The sequence below is a fragment of the Metamycoplasma canadense genome (assembly GCF_000828855.1).
Lineage (GTDB): Bacteria > Bacillota_I > Bacilli_A > Mycoplasmatales > Metamycoplasmataceae > Metamycoplasma > Metamycoplasma canadense.
This window is the reverse complement of record NZ_AP014631.1, coordinates 250,412-271,157: the sequence shown is the minus strand read 5'-3', so window position 1 is coordinate 271,157 and position 20,746 is coordinate 250,412. Positions and strand designations below refer to the sequence as shown.

Sequence of the window (20,746 nt, the reverse complement as noted above, 5' to 3'; positions counted from 1 at the left end):
GGTTAAAAATTATTTTTTTAAATTATTTTTGATAATTAATGATCATTTTCTTGGTAAAAAACTAGGACTAGTTTTATTTTTTTTATAATAAACTAAAGTATTGTTTATTTTAAAAAAAATACCTAAATTTAAAATATTAAAATTAATATCTAACTTATTTTGAATTCAATTTGAATTATCTACTTCTTTTTGAAAATTAGATGATTTTAAAAAACAATATGTAGAATTTATTTTTCCAAGATGACATGATATTTCAACTAAATTTTTTAACTCTGAAACCGCTTTTGCACTAATGAAATCAAATTTTTCATATTCTTGTGATTCTTCGGCTCTTATTTTTTTTACAATTATATTTTTAAGATTGCATTTTTGAATTACTTTATTTAAAAAATTTACTCTTTTATCAATCGGTTCATAAATTGTTAAATTAAAATTAGGATTATAAATAAAATATGGAATAATAGGAAAACCAGCACCCGAACCAATATCAAGAATATTTTTATTATCTAAATTAAGAATTTTTTCATTTATTTCTTTAAAAATTAATATTGATTCAATAATTCCTTCTTTAATTAATGTTTCATTATAAAAACCAGTTAGGTTATATTTTTTATTTTCTTCTTCGATTAAAAAATAATAATCTCAAAGTTTTAAGATTATATTTTCATTTGCTTCATTTAAAGAAGTTTTTACAATTTTTTTAAACTCTTCCGGCGCTATAATCATCATAGATTTCACTAATTGAAGTGTTATTAATGTTGGCTTTAATTACTAGTCCTAAAAATTCTGCCATCGATAACTCTTTTAATTTTTTAAATTGTGAAAGGTGTGAATGGTCAGTTGAATTTGTCACCATAACTTCGTCGATAATAGGATTGTTTTCGAACATTTCAAAGCCACGTGAAAACAACCCATGGGTTGCAGCAATTATAATTTTTTTTGCACCTTGTTTTTTTAATGTCTCAGCAGCGTGAATAATTGTTCCGCCTGTATCAATAATATCATCAAAAATAATTACATTTTTATCTTTAACATTTCCTAAAACACCCATAATTTCAGATTTATTTGGACCAGTTCTTCTTTTATCAATAATTGCAATTTGCTCCTCAGAATTTAAAAGTTCTGATAATTGTCTAGCTCTAACTGCTCCACCGTGATCCGGAGAAACAATAACAAATTTGTCTTTTCTTAATCTTAATTCTTTTGAAAAAATAAATTGACCACCTAAATCATCAACTGGAATATCAAAAAAACCTTGAATTGAAGCGTTGTGTAAATCTAAAGTAATAATTTTATTTGCTCCAGCTTTTTCTAATAAATCAGCTACTAATTTAGCAGTAATAGGGTGTCTGCGACTTGCTTTTCTATCTTGTCTTGCATAACCATAATAAGTTGTAACACAAATAATTTTTTTAGCACTTGCTCTTTTTAATGAATCGATAAAAATCAATAAACTCATTAAATTATCATTAACCGGTTTCCCCGTGTTATTGATAATAAAAACAGTTTTGTTTCTTACTGTTTCATCTGAATATAAAAGTTGTTCTCCATCAGCAAAAACAATTTTATTAACTGGCTTTATTTCTCTTTGTAAATAAGTACCAATTTCACTTGCTAATTTTTTAGAATTATCCATTCCAAATATAATTACGTCATCTAATTTATTCATTTATAATCCTTAACTGTAAATTTTAATATATAAATTTTAATATATTAATAATTAAAAGAAATGCTTTTTTGCCTTATTTGTAACTTTATATTAAAAAAGTAATAAAAATAAACTTTTTTATAATCGAAAACCAATATTCATCATCCTTATTACCTAGCAAATTGCCAACTCTAAAAAGTAAAATAGTCCACTCATTTTATTATTTTTTTTATATAAATTTTTTAAGTATATTGTCAAAACTGTGATCCGAATAAGTAATAAAATTTTGTCTAATATTCTTAAATGTTTTTATTTTTTACATAACTAAAAAACCATTATGCATTTAACAATTTAAAATTTCTATTTTTTTGCTTTTGTGTTCAAGGATTATAAATAAAAATACATAATTATTTTTAACGTTTTTTAAATTAATATAGAAAAAAGTTAACAATATAAAATGTTAACTTTTCCTAAAAAGTAAATCCAAGTGCAACACTAGTTGCTTGGCTTTTTTTATTTTATTATTTTTTTCTAAAATTATTTATATTTTATTTTGAAAGCCCCTTTTGAAAGTGGTTTGGGGTTAGAAGTCCTCTTGATAAGAGGGTTCGGGAGTAGAAATTTAACATATAACAAAACTAAAATACCTCTTTGCAAAAGAGGTTAGAATTTTTTTCACTTTAATTATCAAACAAGTCCATAATAGTTAGCATTTATAAATAATTCGTTTGCTGATTTTCAATTTAAAATTTCACGAGGCATATTATTTATTTTTTTAGTAATTTCATCTAACATTTCTTGTGTTATTTGATTAAAATCAAATCCTTTTTTATATTCTCTTCTAATAAGACCATTTCAATGCTCATTAGACCCTCGTTGAAATGATGCATATGGCTCGGCTTTATATATTTTTGTATTAAGTCATTTTCCCAATATTCCTATTTTTTCAAACTCAATACCATTATCAACAGTTATTGATTTTACAATCAATTCATTATCTTCAATAAGTTTTTTTATTGTAGCATTTACTTTCATTGAATTTTTGCTTTGTATTAAAATAGCAAAACCAACTCTTGTTTTTCTTTCAGTAAAAGTTAAAATATTGTTATAACCCGTAGCTCTTTTACCAATAATTAGATCAGCTTCTCAATGTCCGAATTCTTCACGGCGGTCAATTGACTTGGGTCTTGTTCAAATAGGGAAAACAAAATCTGCTGATTTAACAAGTCTTTTTATAACACTTCCTGTTCTTTTACCACCTTTTTTATAGTATGAACGTAATAAATTAGATCTTTTAATATTTCATTTATTGCTTTTTATTCAATTGAATATAGTTTTTAAACAAGGAATTTTAATTTTAAAATTATCTTTTATATATTTATGAGTTAGTTTTACTCCATAAAATTTTTTATCAAATTTTTTTTGAAATATTTCACAAAATTTACTGTATTTACTATTCAAAAATTTAAAATAGTATTTATGATAATGACGCCGTTGAGCTTTAATATTTGCATAAATATGGCGAATAATTACCATATTTATCTAAATTTCGTTTAATTTCTCTACTTATTGTTGAAGGGCTCTTTTGTAATATTTCTGCAATCTTTCTTAAAGACAAATTTATCTCTAAATAATTTGAAATTGCTTCTCTATCACTTTTTGTTATGTGCGTATATTTTTTAGTAGTATAATTCATATGAAGTTCCTGACCGTTATGGAGCTTTTTTCTTTTTTAAAAATAAAAAATAATAATTAAAAAAGTTCAAGCTGCACACAACTAAATTTTACTTTATTTGTGTTGCACTTGAACTTACAATGTAGCAAAAGTTAACAATATAAAATGTTAACTTTTTTTGTATCAATGTTTATTAATATTATTAATTTTAAAGAAATTCTTTATAAATTCTTTTATAAATTATCTTTGTTATTAAAACTAAGAATGTATAACTTGCTAAAAGCAGTACTAATCAACCATAAAATTGTATAGATAATGGGGCTAATTGAAGCATTGTATTAATTTTTGGAATATATGGAATAGCAGTAATTACCCCGACTCCTAATAATGTTGAAACAATAACCGCTGTTGAAGCGTTACTTTTAAAAACAGGAAGTTTATCAGTTCTTAATAAATGAATAACAAATGTTTGTGTTCACATCGAAATAACTAATCACCCTGATCAAAATGTAAATTTAAATATTGTTTGCTGTTCGGGCAATAATTTTGAAAAATCACTTATTTTTGTAAAAGTTGTTTGCGATATTGAATTTGGAACAATAATAAAAAATAATAAACAAAATGCAATAATATCAATTATTGAACTAATAGGACCAAATCAAAGCATAAATCTTCATATACCCTTATGAGCTCATTGCCGTGGTGATTCTATAAATTTTTTGTCAACATTATCTCATGGGATTGTACCACAACAAAAATCGTAAATTAAATTCAAAAAAATAATTTGCACTGGAGCAAGCGGTACAAATGGAAGCATCGCTGAAGCAATAACAACACTAAAAATATTACCAAAGTTAGATGAAACTGTCATTTTAATGTATTTGTTTATATTAGCATGAGTTTTTCTACCTTCAATAATACCGGTTGCCAAAACATTTAAATCTTTCTCTAAAAGAATTATATTCGCCGATTCTTTAGCAATATCAACTGCTGTATCTACTGAAATCGAAACATCAGCAACTTTCATAGCTGGAGCATCATTAATCCCATCACCCATATAGCCAACAACGTGGCCATTCTTTCTTAAAATTGTAATGATTCTAGCTTTTTGATCAGGACTTAATTTTGCAAAAATTTCAGTTTTTTCAACCTCAATTGCAAGTTGCTCATCTGACATTTTAGCTATATCTTTACCTAATAAAATTTTTTGATACGGAATACCAACTTTTGAACAAACTGCTTTTGTTACCAATGGATTATCTCCAGTAAGGATTTTAACATCCACACCTAAATTATGTAATTTTTTAATAGCATCTTCAGCTGAATCCTTAGGTGGATCTAAAAAAGTTAAATACCCGATTAAGGTCATATCTTTTTCATCTACAACGGATAATTTTCCGACAGCATCAATGTTTGATTTTTTTGAAGCAACAGCAACAACTCTCATTCCTTCTTCGCTGAATTCTTCAACTTTTCTTAAAACCTTTTTAACCACTTTTTTATCCAATGGAATAACTTTTCCATCTAAATAAATTTTGTTACATACATTAATAATTTCTTCAACCGCACCCTTAGTAATTAAAGTAACCTTTTCGTTTTTTAGTGACTTAACTAATACTGACATTCTTTTGCGATTAAAATCAAATGGAACCTCATCTATTTTTAAGTAATGTAATTCCAAATTATCTAATGATTTTTCTTCATCAGCTAAATCTAATGTACGATTGATGATTGACTTATCAAGTAAATTTTTAAGACCTGTTTGATAATAAGAATTTAAAAACGCATATTTTAAAACATGTGGATCTTCCTTACCTTTTACATCTAAATGACGTTCTAAAATAATTTCATCTTGAGTTATAGTTCCAGTTTTATCTGTACAAAGGATATCCATTGCTCCAAAATTTTGAATTGAATTTATATTTTTTACAATAGTTTTTGCTTTCCCCATAGCCATTGAACCTTTAGATAAGCAAGCAGTTACTATCATTGGAAGCATCTCAGGAGTTAAACCGACAGCAATAGAAATACCAAAAAGTAAAGCATTAATTCAAGCAGCTGAAGCTGTTTGAGTTTTTTGTTGAGTTAATCCAACTATTAAAAATACAATAGGTATTACACATGCCATAATAATTGTAAGCATGATTGATATTTTTTTAATACCTTTTTCAAAATTAGTTGGCACTTGTTTTTCATTTAGTTTTGAGGCAACTTTTCCTATAAAAGTATCATTTCCAACAACAACTACAAGAGCCTTTGCAGATCCTGAAATAATATTTGATCCCATAAATGCTAGATTATTACGGTCTGTTATATTGTCATAGATTATTTTTTTATCTATATCACTATATTTTTCAATCGCTTCACTTTCGCCAGTTAGTGATGATTGCGAAACAAATAAGTCTTTTGCAGATATTATTCTTACATCACCAGGAATAATATCACCCGCTGCCAAATGAACTATGTCACCCACAACTATTTCATCCATTGGAATTTCTTTTAAAACTCCATTTCTTTCGACTAGGCAAGTTGTTTCAATAATTTCAATTAATTTATTTGCGCTAGATGAGGATTTTTGCTCTTGAATAAAATGAATAATACCGCTTGCAAAAACAATAATCAAAATAATAGCCATCGTTAAATAGTTAACATCATCTTTTTTATTTTGATAAATAGGTAAAGCAATATCAACAATAGCAGATATAATTGCTAGAATAAATAAAATAATGTTAAATAAATTAAAAAATGATCTAACTAATCTTTTTCCAACACTATCAGCACCTTTTTTTGAAATTTTGTTGACACCATATTGACCTTGATTATCTTCAATAATATCTTCATTTAAAATTCCATTTTTCGAAGTTTTATATTTTTTATATAAAAATTCAACATCTTGTTCAGATGCTTCAACTAAACGCTCATTAATAGCATTTCTTTTTTGATCTTGTTTACTAATTTTTAAATTCTTTTTATCATTAAATAAAACTAATTTATTTTTTTTCATAATCTAACCTCCTTTTTTATATTTTTTTAAGGAGTAGCTTTGAAAGAAATTATTTAAATGTGCTTATTGAAAACACATTGTATATTCAACTTCGATCGCTACTTTGTACTTCCATTAAGTCACCTTTCGTATTATATTTATTATTTTACATTAAAGTTAACTCTAAAAATTAAAAAAGTTATAAACAATGCGTTTATAACTATGATTGATATAATTTTTCAATTGTTTTTTTAGTTAAATATCTAGGATTACCACTTTTAATTAATTCCCCATTTTTAATAAAAATATATTTATTAAAACATTTTTGCAAAATGTTAATATCGTGAATATTAATCAAAATTGTTGTATTAAAATCTTCATTAATTATTTTTAAAATATTCATTATTTCAAGTGATGTTTGAACATCTAAAGACGAAGTTGGTTCATCAGCTAAAATAATATCAACATTCTTAAGAAAAAGTTTTGCAATTTCAACTCTTTGTTTTTGCCCGCCGGATAAATCTGAAATTTTTGTATAAACCTTATCAAGAATATTTAACTTTTCTAAAATTTGATAAATTTCTTGTTTTTGATTTTTAGTAACTATTTTAAAAAATGAAAAAAATTTATTTTTATATTTAGGATAGAAATGAAGAATATTCTCATAAACATTTAAATCTTCAATTAAGTTTGCTTCTTGAGATAAATAGCCAACTTTGTTTATAATTTTTTTTCATTTTTTTTTATTAATCAAATCAATATTTTCGCCATCTATTAAAAGAGACCCATTTTGAGTATTCAACTGTTTTAAAATAGCATTAAAAATAGTTGTTTTTCCTGCACCGGATTTACCAATTATTGCGATCATTTCGCCTTGATTTATCAAAATTGACAAATCTTTTATAACGGTCTTATTGTCTTTTAAATATGATGCTGTAAAATTATCGAATTTAATATTTTTCATAACAAAATTATTGAAAATCAGGTTTAATATTTAAATTAGATAAAACTTGAATAGCAGTTTCTTTTATTTCTTTTGAATAATTATCAAATAATGTTTGTTCATCTTCATCAAGTCTAATTTTTGGTAAATGACGATATCCGTCTTTACCTAAAATAACAGGAAGACCAAAATAAACACCATGATTTGCATAATCACTAGGCAATTGCACACCTAAAGAATAAATGGCTTGACGATCTGTTAAAATTGCTTGAGTAATTTCAGCTAAATTTTCTCCAATACCAAAGTTTGTAATTCCTTTTCCACTAATAATTTCAAATGCTTCGTCTTTAACTCTTTGATTTAAATTATCTAATCAATCTTTAGTAATTGAGCCATTTGCTAATCAATCTTTTAATGATCCTAATCCTATTCTAATTTTAGAAAATGGGATTAAACATCTTGAACCATGTTCACCAATAACAAAACCTGTAATTGATCCTGCTTTAATATTAATATTTTCTGATAAAAATTTCTTCATTCTTGCAGTTTCCAAAATAGTTCCTGAAGATATAACTTTTTTAGGTTCAAATTTTGTTGCTTGTTGGTAAACTAGTGCCATTGTATCAACTGGATTAGAGGCAATAATTGTTATTCCATTAAACCCAGATTTTTTAATACTATCGCCAATAATTGACATTAATTTAGCATTATCGGTCAATAATTCTAATCTATCTTTTAAAACACCATCTTTTGGTTTAACTGATGCAGTAATAACAATAACTTGTGCATCTTTTAAATCTTCATATCCACCTGATTTAAAAGTTGAACCATTATTTGCCATTGAGCAAGCGGCGTCGTTTAAATCTTTAGCTTGCGCTTTTGCGTATTCAGGAAATGCATCTACCAAAACATAATCTGCTTCTATTCCTTTGTTTAAAGCAGCGTATAAGAAAGCTGAACCTACTGCTCCTACTCCAATAATTCCAATCTTAGTCATTTTTATTTCCTCCAATTAATTCTGTAATTTTTTTAGTTACCTCAATATTATAGGTTTTTAACCCATTATCTTCAAATGGATCTAAATTCATTAAATAAGATGACATAATTGCACTACGGTGTATAAAAGCTATTATTCATCCAAGACTACGACTACTTAAATCTTCAATAATAATCTCAATAAATGGTATTCTTAAACTTAAATGATAATCCTTAACTATTCTCTTAAAGTTATCATTTATTTTATTATATGAATAATTAATTAAATAATTTAGGTCGTCCATTTCATTTTCATTTATTGTTGCAACATGAAAATCATAGGGAAAATTTTTTATTACTAAATAAGTATCAAACATTTTTCTTTGTCTTTCAAAAAATAAATTAGTATATGTTTTAGCATCGGAAGGATGTAAAAACACATTCGTTTGAAGACCAATATGCTTTCGATATGAAGTTGCGTTTAAATACATCGCAAATAAATTAGCTAATTTTTTAAGTGATTTTGAAGTAACTACTATATTTTCTAATGCAAAAATTTCCTTTTCATCTATTTGTTGACTTCTTTTATTCATTACGTATCTAACAATTGCATATTTGTATGCAGGGTTATTTGATAAAGTCGTATTTTCATAAAATTCGTTAGCTTCCTTTGCACCTTCGATATATTCATCAATGTTAATATTAGCGCATATTAGAGGAAGTAAGGTAGCAACTGAATAATTCAAAAATCTTTCAGTTGTATTATCAAGAATAACTAAATGTGTATATTTTTTTGATTGAGTTCAATTAAATAGTTTTCCATAGTTATTATTAGTTGAAACAAAAATATATTTTGTTGCGTTATTACGTCCAATTTTGTTAATTAATAAAGAAGCAATTTCTCGAAAAGCTATTAAAGTTTCGATATCTTCACCACTCTTTGAAATTACATTAATTGCAAATCTTTTATTCTCTAAATATTGAATTAACCTAGCTATTTCAATTCCATCATAACTTTCATTAATAAATAAAATTTCAATTTTAAAAAAAGAATTTAAATTTGCTAAATTAATTAAAGCTTGTGATTGTAAACATATAAACTCTGGTGCAATAACAACCAAGACCTGAATTTTTTCCTCATTAAAAAAATTTAAAATTTTCTTGATTTTTAAATAATCTGAATCTTGAATATTTTTTGCAACATTAAAGAAGCTCAAATTTTTATGTCCTAATGTTTGTTTATTTTTAATTTTAATATTAATATCTTCAACTATTTGTTTATATTTACTTTCAAATACTTCTTGATGAACAGGTTGATCACAAAAAATATTAATTCTACTTTTAATTGCCATAATTTATGCCCTTATTTGTAAAATCTAATAATGCTGAGAATTTATTATTCTTCTTATCTAATTTAAATCTAAAGGGATTCCTTAATTCTTTAGGGTGAATTTGTTTGTATGAAAGAATTAATTCACCATTCGGCATTATTTCAATTATCTTAACTTCTTTTATATCGTTAATTTTAAAAAGCAAATTTAAATCACTAACAAAATAATCACTTACTTCATGAATATTTAAATAACAAATTATTGAATCTTTAGTAATAAAACTAATAACTTTTTTCGATACTCTTATAACTTTTGCTTTAATAATTTGACCTTTTGAATAACTCATTTTACCCCTTTGTTATTTACATTTAAAATTATATATTTTTTAAAAATAAAAATTATTAGATAATTAACAAATTAAACTTGTTTATTTTTACTTATTTTACTATAAAATTAATTTGTAAGAACAGGGGGGTGCTTTAAAGCTGAGAAATACCCTCATTAACTGATCCAGGCAATACTGGCGTAGTGAGTTTCTTCTTTTTTAAGCATCTTTTTATATTTAAAAAAATATGAAAGGATTTTTTTAATTTAATTATGAAAAAAATAAACTTATTTTTATTATCAATGGGAACGATAATTTCAATACCACTAACAATAATTTCATGTTCTAAAAAAAATTTCAATTTTGCTGTTAACCAACTATGAAGCGGAAAAACAGATTTTAATTTTTTTAACTTAGTTTCAAAAGAATTTAATAAACAAAGAAATACTTCATATAAACCTAATATTAAGTTAATTAGTGAAAATAATAATATTATTGATCTTATTAAGAAAGGTAGTAGTAATATTGCTTTTATTACAACAATTCTATATATGTCTGAATATTTAAAAAATAAAAATACTAATATACTACCAATTATTCAAACCCAAACAAGAGCTTTTAATTTTGATAAAAATTTTAATGATAGATATTCAGATGGATTAGAAAATGATAAATTAAGATTAATTGCTAAAAAAGCACAAGATTTATTTGAAAAAAAGCCTTATTTAGATTGGACTGATGATGAATACAAATGAAATGGGCAAATTTATGAATATTTTTATGCAAATAATGATGAACTAGTTGATTTTTATCGAGGAATTATTATGATTCATGGAAATAAGCAACAATTAGCTAAAATTAAAAAAGCATGAAATAACAAAGATTGAAATACATTTAGAAATTTTGGTTTTCTAACAGGAAAGAAAACTAGTGGTTCAAAATATATTGCTCAACAATCATTATTTAAAAAACATTTTAATTTAGAAAATAATAAATTTACTTCTTTTGAAGAAGATAAAATTAATCACTCGGAAAAATATATTGAAGGAAAAGCAAGGGATATTGGTAAAGGACAATTTAAAAATTTTCATATTGTTTTTGATGAATTAGGATCTTTTGCTTATACAAAAAACAAAAATGAAAATAAAGAAAAAAAATATTATACCTTAGAAAATTCTGAAGAAAAAATTGAATTTTTAACAGTAACTGAAGCAATAAAATATAATGTCTTAGCAGTTAATAAAAATGCATTTAATTCTGAAGAAATAGAAACATTAAAAGAAATTATAATTAAACTTTGAAAGGATAAAAAAGATGACTATGGTCAAAATGTCGGTATTAATGGTTATAAAAAAATCGGTAATTTTGAAAATGAAGTAGTCGAACCTTTTTTAAAATTTTTTAAAATAAATAATGAAAATAAAAAATGGGATTCTTAAAGAACAATTACAACTAAATAACACTATTTTAAAAAACGGACCATTTAGGCTATTTTGAAAAATAGCTTTTTTTGTTATTTTTATTTTACTTATAATAAGCTCAATTTATGTTATTAACTTTAGTTTTTCAAATAGCGGTTTTTTGTTATTTGCTAATAATTTAAAAAACTTTTTTTCACCTTCATCAATTAGTTTTGATTATAAGCAAAACCTATTTTTAATTTCAATAAAATTTTTATGAAATAGTATTAAGCTTGTTTTCTTAAGCACAATAATTGGCTTCTTCATAGCTTTTTGAACATCATATTCTTCTAATTTAAAAACTAATTCTAAATTTATTGCAATTCCTGTAAAAATAATTGTTATTTTCTTAAGAATTTTTCCCGAATTATTTTTTATTTACTTATTTAAAATTTCTTTTGACAAATCTTTGGCTATTACCTTAATTTATTGTTGATTCACATGACTTTGACTACATGAATATTTTTCACAAACAATTGAAAATGCAAATTTCAATGTTTTTTATCATTTAACAAAATCTAAATATTCAAAATTCAAAGCTTTTTGAATTGAGATTTGACCACAAATTAGAAAAAAATTTATAAGCTATTGATTTTATAGTTTTGAAACAAATTTAAGATGATCATCGATTTTATCAAGCATTGGTTATTTAGGAATCGGAATACTAGTTAACCCAGTATCTAACCCTGTTGATTACACGCAACTGCTTATCCCATTATTAGTTTTAGCTTCATTTTTATTTTTATTAGAAATAATGAGCGAAAATTTTAACAAATTATTCTATGAATCAAAAACGAACAATAAAATTAATTTTATAAAGTATGAAAAAATCAGAGTTATAAAAAAAGTTTTTATAATGATTTTATTTATTTTATTACTATCGATTTTAATTTTAGCAATTAAGAGCTTATCAAATAATCATTTTTACAAATCAGAGGCAATAAGTTTTTTTAAACAGATGTTTAATAGTAATTGAAAATCTATTATTTGAGATTTTAGTCAAGATGGTTTTTTTTGAATGCTTATTCAACTTATTTCCTTAGTATTTTTAACATTTGTTTTGATTTATGTAATTTCGTATTTTAAAATGATCTTAATAGCAAAACAGTTAGTTGGAATTAAATTTGGCATTTTTTATAAATATTTTAATATTTTTATTAGATCGATACCAATTACTATTTTATTTTTATTAGTCTCAAATTTATTTAATGAATATGCAGCTTCATTTGTAATAGCATTTTCAATACACAGTTCTTCTTCTTTATCAAGAAATTTAAATCAAAGTATAAATTCAATAAGTATAAAAAAAATTAACGAACTAAAAAAAATGAAATATACCAATTTTTGAATATATAAAAACTTTATTAGACCAAATATAAAATTAGACTTCATCACTTTTTGTTCGTTTGAACTTGAAAAAATAAGTAGAAATTTTATAACTTACGGATCATTAGGATCATCAATAATTGGACAAAAATCAACATTAACAAGAGCAAAGGATATTTCTGACATAGCACCTTATTTATGAATTGGATTTATCATTATAGCTATAATAAATTTAATTTCATATTTATTTAGAATAAGGTTGTCAAAACAAAAATAAATTAAAAAATAGGCTTAAAATAAGCCTATTTTATTTGTCAGTCACCTGAAATGGTACGCCCTAGAGGATTCGAACCTCTGACCCAATGGTTAAAAGCCATTTGCTCTACCTTCTGAGCTAAGGGCGCTTCTGGTGCCCAGAACTGGACTTGAACCAGCACGGCCATTACAGCCAACGGATTTTAAGTCCGTAGCGTCTACCATTCCGCCACCTGGGCATTAACTTGAATTTAATGCTATATTATTATAATACTTTTAATAAAAAAATCAAAAAAAATTTTTATTTTTTTAAAAGAAAAAATATTACAAAATATACGTTAAAAATATTATATTTTGTTTTTTAATATATATTTAAAAAAACAAAAAGGCTTGTGATTTTTTTCACAAACCTTTTTTGCATTAAATTTTTAATTATTTTAATTTATAGTGCAATTCAACGATTTCTTTTAGAGTATCAAGTGGTAAAGCGCCTGTTTCTAATAATAGGTTTAAAAATTCTTTAATATTTTCTTTATTTGAAACAAATTCTTTTCTTGTTAAACCTTTTGATTTACGTACTCTATCATATAATTTTAGCATTGCTTCTTTTCCAGAGTTATATGAAGTAGCTTGACCGGGGTAGTTTAAATAACGTTTTGAATCTGAAGTTATATCACCAATACCTAAGGCTGAATTTTCTTTCATGAATTTTCTTATATCATTAATTGATGCGTTAGCTGGTAAATCAGCTTTACCATTAACTTCACCATGGTATGCTGTATCAAGTGCACGTCTCATGTTACGTAATTGAGCTTCATTTAGAGCACCAAAGTATTGTAGCATATTTGTTAATTCAACAGCTTTTAGTGTGTGTTCTTTTTCATCTGTAATTTGTTTTACTGATGAAACTAAATCTCAATAAACTCCACCGTGTAATTCCTTCATTCCTTTTATTTCTTCTTCTGTAACTTTTGAAGCTTCAGTTGCCTTTACAAAGTTTGTTATACCTCTAGCTGTTTTAAAACTTGTAGGGAATGCATAATAATCATCACTTTCATAATTTGGAGTTCCGTAATATCCAGCTTCGATACCAAATCATTCCATAAATAATGCTCATCCTTCAGCGTATGAAGTGTATCTAAAAACATTTCCAATTGTTAAACCATCAATATTTTTCAAAAATCTTTGAGCATAATAAATTTGGTTATGGTGTCCCATAACACCTTCGTGATTAGCAAATGATGTAACTGATCATTTTGGCAATCCATAGTATGGATCTGGGTTAAATATAAATGCTCCAAATGCATCTTTTTCAACTCTGCTTGATCCACTATATGCCCCAACACCTTGAACATGACGATTAGCAAAATTATATGTTCCTATTCCATATTTTGGAACTTGTTTAGGGAAATATGTAAATCCTTCATTCATGGTTCTTTCTCTAAATTGATTATAAGCTTTAAATGCTTCTAATGCACCATAATAGAATTGTTTATTTGTAATTGAGCCATATTTTTCATCAGAATTTTTTAAATGTTCATAACCATTATTTTTTAAATTTTCTCTTGCATCTGCTAATTTTGTGTCTTCATCTAATGATTTTTTAATAGTGTCATTATAATATGTCGAATCTTCACGTCCAAAGAAAAATTTTTCTTGATTTAATCATTTATTAAATTCTGATAAATTTATTTCACCTTTATCATTTCTTATTTTAAGAGTAATATCTGAAGCTTCTTTCGAACCAATACCATCTTCATCATATTTGATTGTTGGTTCTCATGCAGATTTTTCATCACCAGTAATTAACTTTGCAACTGCTGCAGCGGTTTTTTTCATATTTTCAGCTGCTGTTTTTGAAGTTTCATATCCCGAATTAAAAACTTCTTGAGAATTATCATTTGAAGTTGTTGAAAATTTTAATATGGTTGAATATATTTGATTTCCATTTCTTTCTTTTCCTAACCCTGAAATTGATCCTAAACCAACATTTTTAGCATCAAGATCTTTTTGGGTTAAACCAAGACCATAAAACTTATATGTTTTTGAAGCTTTTAAATCATGTACTTCAATTGTATCTTCTAATTCTTTTAATTCATTATTCTTGTAAACTTTTAATTCAGAAATATTTTCACCTAAACCATGTTTTGATGCATTATAATATTCAGAAACATAAAACTTATGAAATGCTTTAGTTTTAGCATCTATTGTTTTATTTGATTCAATAATATCTAGAACACTTTTTTCTGATTCAGAACTTTTTGCAAATTCTAATAATTGATTATTATAAAAATCTTTTAAAAATGAATTAATATTATTTTTAATAACAACTTTTGATAAAACAATTTTTGATTCTAACCCTTCTTTTAGATTTCTTTGAACTTTTTCTGCTTTTTCGCCTGTAATTCTTTTAAATAAGCCTCTATTGTTTATTGGATAAGCGTGTGTTGTTCCTCATTCTAAAAAAGCACCAACTAAACGTAAATCTGATTGGTAAACATCTTTTGCAATTTCTCAATCATATTTTAAACCACTTGTTCAAGCAGTTGTTACCACATCTAAATTGTTTTTATTAATTCTATTAAATTTATCTATTCATGATTGATAAAAATCTACTATTTTATTTGCATCTTCTTTTGAAGGATAATAATAATCTACAGTTTGACGTAAATTATCTAATTCAGATTTAAATTTTTTATAAGATAAAACTACATATTCAGCTGTGTATTTTTTGCTATCTTTTAAAACAGTAGAATCACCCTCTTGAGCCAATTTTTCAAGTGCTGGATATTTTGCAGAATCAATAGATTCATTATACTCATGTTTTAATGTTTGTAGCTCTTTGATAGCTTTCTTTTTAGCTTCTGCATTGGTAATTTTTTCAATTTCAGCTTCTTTTTTAGTAATCTCATCTAATTTTGATTTATTTGCTGATTTTGCATTTTCAATTGCATTATCTAAAAATGTTTTAAGATTATTAACTTTATTAACTAATTCTTTTTTAACTAAAGTTTTTTGAATACCCCATGGAATTAATGTTAGAGCTAATGGAGATAATACTAAACCACTAACAATACCACTAATAACAAGTGCTTTTTTACTTTTTGGATTCATATTAATTTTTCTTGTTCCTTTATTTTTAATTTCAATAATTTATTAAAAATATAAAAATTTTTAACGCCATTTAAATAAACTATTTTAAAAATAGTCAATTTAAATTATATTAACTTTATACTCGGTTACCAAAAAAAAAAAAACAGTTTTTAAATATTATAAAAATAATAAAAGGCTCGTTTTTTTAAATAAGCCTTCTATTTTTGTATTAAATTTTTAATTATTTTAATTTATAGTGCAATTCAACAATTTCTTTTAGAGTATCAAGTGGTAAAGCACCTGTTTCTAATAATAGGTTTAAAAATTCTTTAATATTTTCTTTATTTGAAACAAATTGTTTTCTTGTTAAACCTTTTGATTTACGTACTCTATCATATAATTTTAGCATTGCTTCTTTTCCAGAGTTATATGAAGTAGCTTGGCCAGGTAAGTTTAAGTAACGTTTAGATTCTGAAGTTATATCACCAATACCTAAAGCGGAATTTTCTTTCATGAATTTTCTTATATCACTAATTGATGCATTAGCCGGTAAATCAGCTTTGCCTTTTTTAACTTCACCATGGTATGCTGTATCAACTGCACGTCTCATGTTACGTAATTGAGCTTCGTTTAGAGCACCAAAGTATTGTAGCATATTTGCTAATTCAACAGCTTTTAGTGTATGTTGTTTGTCATCTGATTCAGTGATTAGATTTCAATAAACTCCACCGTGTAATTCCTTCATTCCTTTTATTTCTTCATCTGTAACTTTTGAAGCTTCAGTTGCTTTTACAAAGTTTGTTATACCTCTAGCTGTTTTAAAACTTGTAGGGAATGCATAATAATCATCACTTTCATAATTTGGAGTTCCGTAATATCCAGCTTCGATACCAAATCATTCCATAAATAATGCTCATCCTTCAACATATGAAGTATAATCAAAGACATTACCTATTGTTAGGTTATCAATATTTTTTAAAAATTGTTTAGCATAATAAATTTGGTTGTGGTGTCCCATAACACTTTCGTGGTTAGCAAATGATGTAACTGATCATTTTGGTAAGCTATAATATGGGTCAGCATTAAAAGTGAATGCTCCAAATGCACCTTGTTCAACCTCTGCTTCTCCATTATATGCACCTACACCTTCTGAATCACGATCACTAAATGCATAAGATGTAATACCATATTTTGGAACTTGTTTAGGGAAATATGTAAATCCTTCATTCATGGTTGTGTCTCTAAATTGACTATAAGCTTTAAATGCTTCTAATGCACCATAATAGAATTGTTTATTTGTAATTGAGCCATATTTTTCATCAGAATTTTTTAAATGTTCATAACCTAGATTTTTTAAATTTTTTCTTGCATCTTCTAATTTACCATCAGAATCTAGATTCTTAATAATATCTTCTGTATAATAGCTTTTGTCTTCACGACCAAAGAAAAATTGTTCTTGATTTAATCATTTATTAAATTCAATTAAATCAATTTCCCCTTTTTCATTTCTAATATTAACAGTAATTTCTTTTGCTTCATTAGGACCGATACCATCTTCATCATATTTAATTTTTGGAGCTCAAACACCGTTTTCTTTACCAGTAATTAATTTAGCAACCGCTGCACCAGTTAATTTCATATTTTTTGCAGCCGTTGTTGTAGTTGTATAACCAGAATCAAATACTTGTTGTGCTGTATCATTTGAAGTGGTTGAAAATTTTAAAATAGCTGAATATAATTTCTTACCATCAGTTGTTTGATCTGAGCCTTTTATTGAATATAACCCAACACCTTTAGCGTCTAAATCTTTTTGAGTTAAACCAAGACCATAAACTTTAACTGTTTGTTGAGACATATTATCAAAAATTTCAATGGTATTTTCTAACTCATTTAATTTATTGTCTTTATAAACTTTTAATTCACCTATATTTTCACCTAATCCATGATCAGATTTTTTATAATACTCGCTTACGTAAAACTTATGAAATTCTTTTACTTTAGCATCTATAGAATTATTAGATTCTATAATTTCTAAAACACTTTTTTCTTTTTCGGTTCCTTTTGCGAATGCTAACAATTGTTCACTATATGATTTTGATAAAAATTCCTTAATATTATTTTTAATAACAACTTTTGATAAAACAACGTTAGATTCTAAACCTTCTTTTAGATTTCTTTGAATTTTTTCTGCATTTTCCGCAGTTATTTTATTAATTGTTCTATAAAATGAATTAATTGGATATGCATAATTAAGTCCTCACTCTAAATACGCACCAACTAAACGTAGTTCAGAAGCATATACATCTTTTGCAATTTCTCAATCATATTTTAAACCACTTACTCAAGCTGTAGATACCACATCTAAATTATTTTTACTAATTTTGTTAAATTTATCTATTCATGATTGATAAAAATCAGTTATTTTTGAAAGTTCATCTTTTGAAGGATAATTTAAATCTACTTCTTTACCTAAATTGTCTAATTCAGATTTAAATTTTTTATGAGCTAAAACTACATATTCAGCTGTGTATTTTTTGCTATCTTTTAAAACAGTAGAATCACCCTCTTGAGCCAATTTTTCAAGTGCTGGATATTTTGCAGAATCAATAGATTCTTGATACTCATCTTTTAATGTTTGTAGCTCTTCGCTAGCTTTCTTTTTAGCTTCTGCATTGGTAATTTTTTCAATTTCAGCTTCTTTTTTAGTAATCTCATCTAATTTTGATTTATTTGCTGATTTTGCATTTTCAATTGCATTATCTAAAAATGTTTTAAGATTATTAACTTTATTAACTAATTCTTTTTTAACTAAAGTTTTTTGAATACCCCATGGAATTAATGTTAGAGCTAATGGAGATAATACTAAACCACTAACAATACCACTAATAACAAGTGCTTTTTTACTTTTTGGATTCATATATAAAAATTTTTAATTCCTTTTTTGATTTAGTTTTTTAATAATATAAAAAATAACTTGCCTAATTTTGACTTTAATTATTTTTGCCAACTAGACATTTTTTATTTATAAAAAAAAAAAAAACGGTAGATTTAGAACTTTTTTGTAAAAAAATCATTCAATTTGAGTAAGATATCTAAAAATGTTAAATAAAAATAAAAAAACAATTTTAAAATCCTCTTTTAAATTAATAAAAAAATATAGAATTTAAAATATAAGAATTTTTAAATTTCGGGTAGGTTTATAATGAAAAAAAATAAAAAAATTATTTTAACTGTTATTGATGGGCTAGGAATTAGAAAAGAAAGTCAAGGAAATGCATATGCTCTTTCATTTCACCCTATTTTTGATTACTTATTTGCAATGTGTCCAAATTCAGTTTTACAAGCTTCAGGCAAATTTGTTGGATTACCAGATAATCAAATTGGTAATTCTGAGGTTGGACATTTAAATATTGGGGCAGGAAGAATAGTTTATACTGGTTTATCACTAATTAATAAAAGCATTGAGGATGATAAATTTAAAGATAATGAAGTTCTAAATAAAATTATCGACAATAGTTTAAAAAATGATTCAACACTACATTTAATAGGTCTTTTGAGTAATGGAGGTGTTCATTCATTAGATAACCATTTGTTCGAAATTATGAAATTAGCTAATCAAAAAAAACTAAAGAAAGTTTCAATTCATATTTTTGGTGATGGTAGAGATGTTGAACCACAATCAATTAAAGGTTCTCTTAAAACCTTAAAAGAGTTATCAACCAAATTTAACTATCCAATTTCAAGTATTAGTGGTCGCTTTTATGCTATGGATAGAGACCAAATTTTTGAAAGAAATGAATTAGCTTACGAAGCTATTGCTGGTAAAAGTAAAAACATTTTTTCAAACATAGATCAATATATTGAAAATCAATATAATCAAAAAATATATGATGAGTTTTTTATTCCGGCTCAATATCAAAAAGGTTTATTTTTAAATGATAATGATAATGTTATATTCTTTAATTTTAGACCTGATCGAGCACGCCAATTAAGTCACTTAATTTTAAAAAGTAATTTATACGATTACAAACCCAAAAATAATATTAAAATTAATTTATTTGGATCACTAATGAAATATGAAGGAATAAATTCCTTAATAGCTTTTCAAGAAATGAATATAGCAAATCCATTAGGAGAAATAATTTCAAAAAATAATTTAAAACAGTTGAGATTAGCCGAGACCCAAAAATATGCTCACGTTACGTTTTTTATGGATGGAGGAAAAGAAATTCTATATCCTAACGAAGAAAGAGTTTTAGTAGAAAGTATTAAAGCAGAATCATTTGCTGATTATCCACAAATGTCAGCTAAAGAAATTACAGATGAATTATTAAATAAAATTAAGGATTTTGATTTTGTAATTATGAACTATGCTAATCCCGATATGGTTGGACATACTGGACATCTACAAGCCACAATTAATGCTATAGAATTTTTAGATATACAATTTGAAAGAATATTAAAATATGTTTCTGAGCATAAAGATGAAATAACATGATTTATAACAGCTGATCATGGTAATGCTGAAATAACCGAAGATGAAAATAATAAACCTGCAACAAAACACACAACAAGTCCTGTTATGTTTATAACAACAGATAAAAATATTGAACTTAAAAATGGATCGTTATGTGATGTTGCACCAACTATATTAGATTATTTAAATATTAAAAAACCAGCCGAAATGACTGGAAAAAGTTTGTTAAAGAGATTTAATTAAATAATAAATTAA

12 protein-coding genes, 2 tRNA genes, 1 pseudogene and 1 riboswitch are annotated in these 20,746 nt (G+C 25.2%); of the genes and pseudogenes, 3 read left to right on the top strand and 12 right to left on the bottom strand.

Annotated features, from left to right (window positions below; genetic code table 4):
- Positions 1-9: 9 nt before the first annotated feature.
- From rsmG to MCAN360_RS01070, 8 genes and pseudogenes are all read right to left on the bottom strand, one after another.
- A complete protein-coding gene (rsmG, locus tag MCAN360_RS05255) occupies positions 10-729 on the bottom strand; it encodes a 16S rRNA (guanine(527)-N(7))-methyltransferase RsmG (protein ID WP_102032220.1) in 720 nt (239 codons plus the stop codon).
- The gene (locus tag MCAN360_RS01100; protein ID WP_045433598.1) at positions 701-1,669 is read right to left on the bottom strand and encodes a ribose-phosphate pyrophosphokinase; all 969 of its coding nucleotides are present in this window, start codon (positions 1,667-1,669) and stop codon (positions 701-703) included. Before MCAN360_RS01100 ends, rsmG begins: the two co-directional genes overlap by 29 nt.
- Positions 1,670-2,332: 663 nt before the next feature.
- Positions 2,333-3,344, bottom strand: a pseudogene (locus MCAN360_RS05250) (IS30 family transposase).
- Between the two features lie 187 nt (positions 3,345-3,531).
- Positions 3,532-6,327 (bottom strand): magnesium-translocating P-type ATPase, encoded by a 2,796-nt coding sequence (gene mgtA / locus MCAN360_RS01090; protein WP_045433595.1) that lies wholly within the window; start codon positions 6,325-6,327, stop codon positions 3,532-3,534.
- A 199-nt stretch (positions 6,328-6,526) separates the two neighbouring features.
- The gene (locus MCAN360_RS05245) at positions 6,527-7,270 is read right to left on the bottom strand and encodes an ATP-binding cassette domain-containing protein (RefSeq protein ID WP_045433593.1); all 744 of its coding nucleotides are present in this window, start codon (positions 7,268-7,270) and stop codon (positions 6,527-6,529) included.
- Positions 7,271-7,277: 7 nt separating this feature from the next.
- Entirely contained in the window at positions 7,278-8,246 is a 969-nt protein-coding gene (locus tag MCAN360_RS01080) for a lactate/malate family dehydrogenase (protein WP_045433591.1), read from the bottom strand.
- A complete protein-coding gene (locus tag MCAN360_RS05240) occupies positions 8,239-9,576 on the bottom strand; it encodes a glucose-6-phosphate isomerase (protein ID WP_045433589.1) in 1,338 nt (445 codons plus the stop codon). The genes MCAN360_RS01080 and MCAN360_RS05240 overlap by 8 nt, the downstream gene beginning before the upstream one ends.
- Positions 9,566-9,901 (bottom strand): S1 RNA-binding domain-containing protein, encoded by a 336-nt coding sequence (locus MCAN360_RS01070; protein ID WP_045433587.1) that lies wholly within the window; start codon positions 9,899-9,901, stop codon positions 9,566-9,568. Before MCAN360_RS01070 ends, MCAN360_RS05240 begins: the two co-directional genes overlap by 11 nt.
- A gap of 112 nt (positions 9,902-10,013) precedes the next feature.
- Positions 10,014-10,104: riboswitch (TPP riboswitch) on the top strand.
- A 48-nt stretch (positions 10,105-10,152) separates the two neighbouring features.
- Between MCAN360_RS01070 and cypl the strand changes: the two genes are divergently transcribed.
- On the top strand, positions 10,153-11,319 hold the full coding sequence (cypl, locus tag MCAN360_RS01065; protein ID WP_045433585.1) for an ABC transporter thiamine pyrophosphate-binding lipoprotein p37/Cypl: 1,167 nt from the start codon (positions 10,153-10,155) through the stop codon (positions 11,317-11,319).
- Positions 11,294-12,943: an ABC transporter permease family protein gene (locus MCAN360_RS05235; RefSeq protein WP_045433582.1), complete on the top strand. Its 1,650-nt coding sequence runs from the start codon at positions 11,294-11,296 to the stop codon at positions 12,941-12,943. The genes cypl and MCAN360_RS05235 overlap by 26 nt, the downstream gene beginning before the upstream one ends.
- A gap of 51 nt (positions 12,944-12,994) precedes the next feature.
- Here the strand turns inward: MCAN360_RS05235 and MCAN360_RS01055 are convergent.
- The 4 genes from MCAN360_RS01055 to MCAN360_RS05225 all read right to left on the bottom strand — a co-directional run bounded on the left by MCAN360_RS01055 (position 12,995) and on the right by MCAN360_RS05225 (position 18,931).
- Positions 12,995-13,070, bottom strand: a tRNA-Lys gene (locus MCAN360_RS01055).
- Between the two features lie 3 nt (positions 13,071-13,073).
- A tRNA-Leu gene (locus MCAN360_RS01050) sits at positions 13,074-13,160 on the bottom strand.
- A 193-nt stretch (positions 13,161-13,353) separates the two neighbouring features.
- Complete coding sequence (locus MCAN360_RS05230; protein WP_045433579.1) at positions 13,354-16,035, bottom strand: DUF885 family protein; 2,682 nt, start codon at positions 16,033-16,035, stop codon at positions 13,354-13,356.
- A gap of 220 nt (positions 16,036-16,255) precedes the next feature.
- On the bottom strand, positions 16,256-18,931 hold the full coding sequence (locus MCAN360_RS05225; RefSeq protein ID WP_045433577.1) for a DUF885 family protein: 2,676 nt from the start codon (positions 18,929-18,931) through the stop codon (positions 16,256-16,258).
- A 285-nt stretch (positions 18,932-19,216) separates the two neighbouring features.
- On the opposite strand from MCAN360_RS05225, the gene gpmI reads away from it, so the two are divergent.
- Positions 19,217-20,734 carry a 2,3-bisphosphoglycerate-independent phosphoglycerate mutase gene (gene gpmI / locus MCAN360_RS01035; RefSeq protein ID WP_045433574.1) on the top strand — a complete coding sequence of 506 codons (1,518 nt, stop codon included), beginning with the start codon at positions 19,217-19,219 and terminating at the stop codon, positions 20,732-20,734.
- The last annotated feature ends 12 nt before the right edge of the window (positions 20,735-20,746 follow it).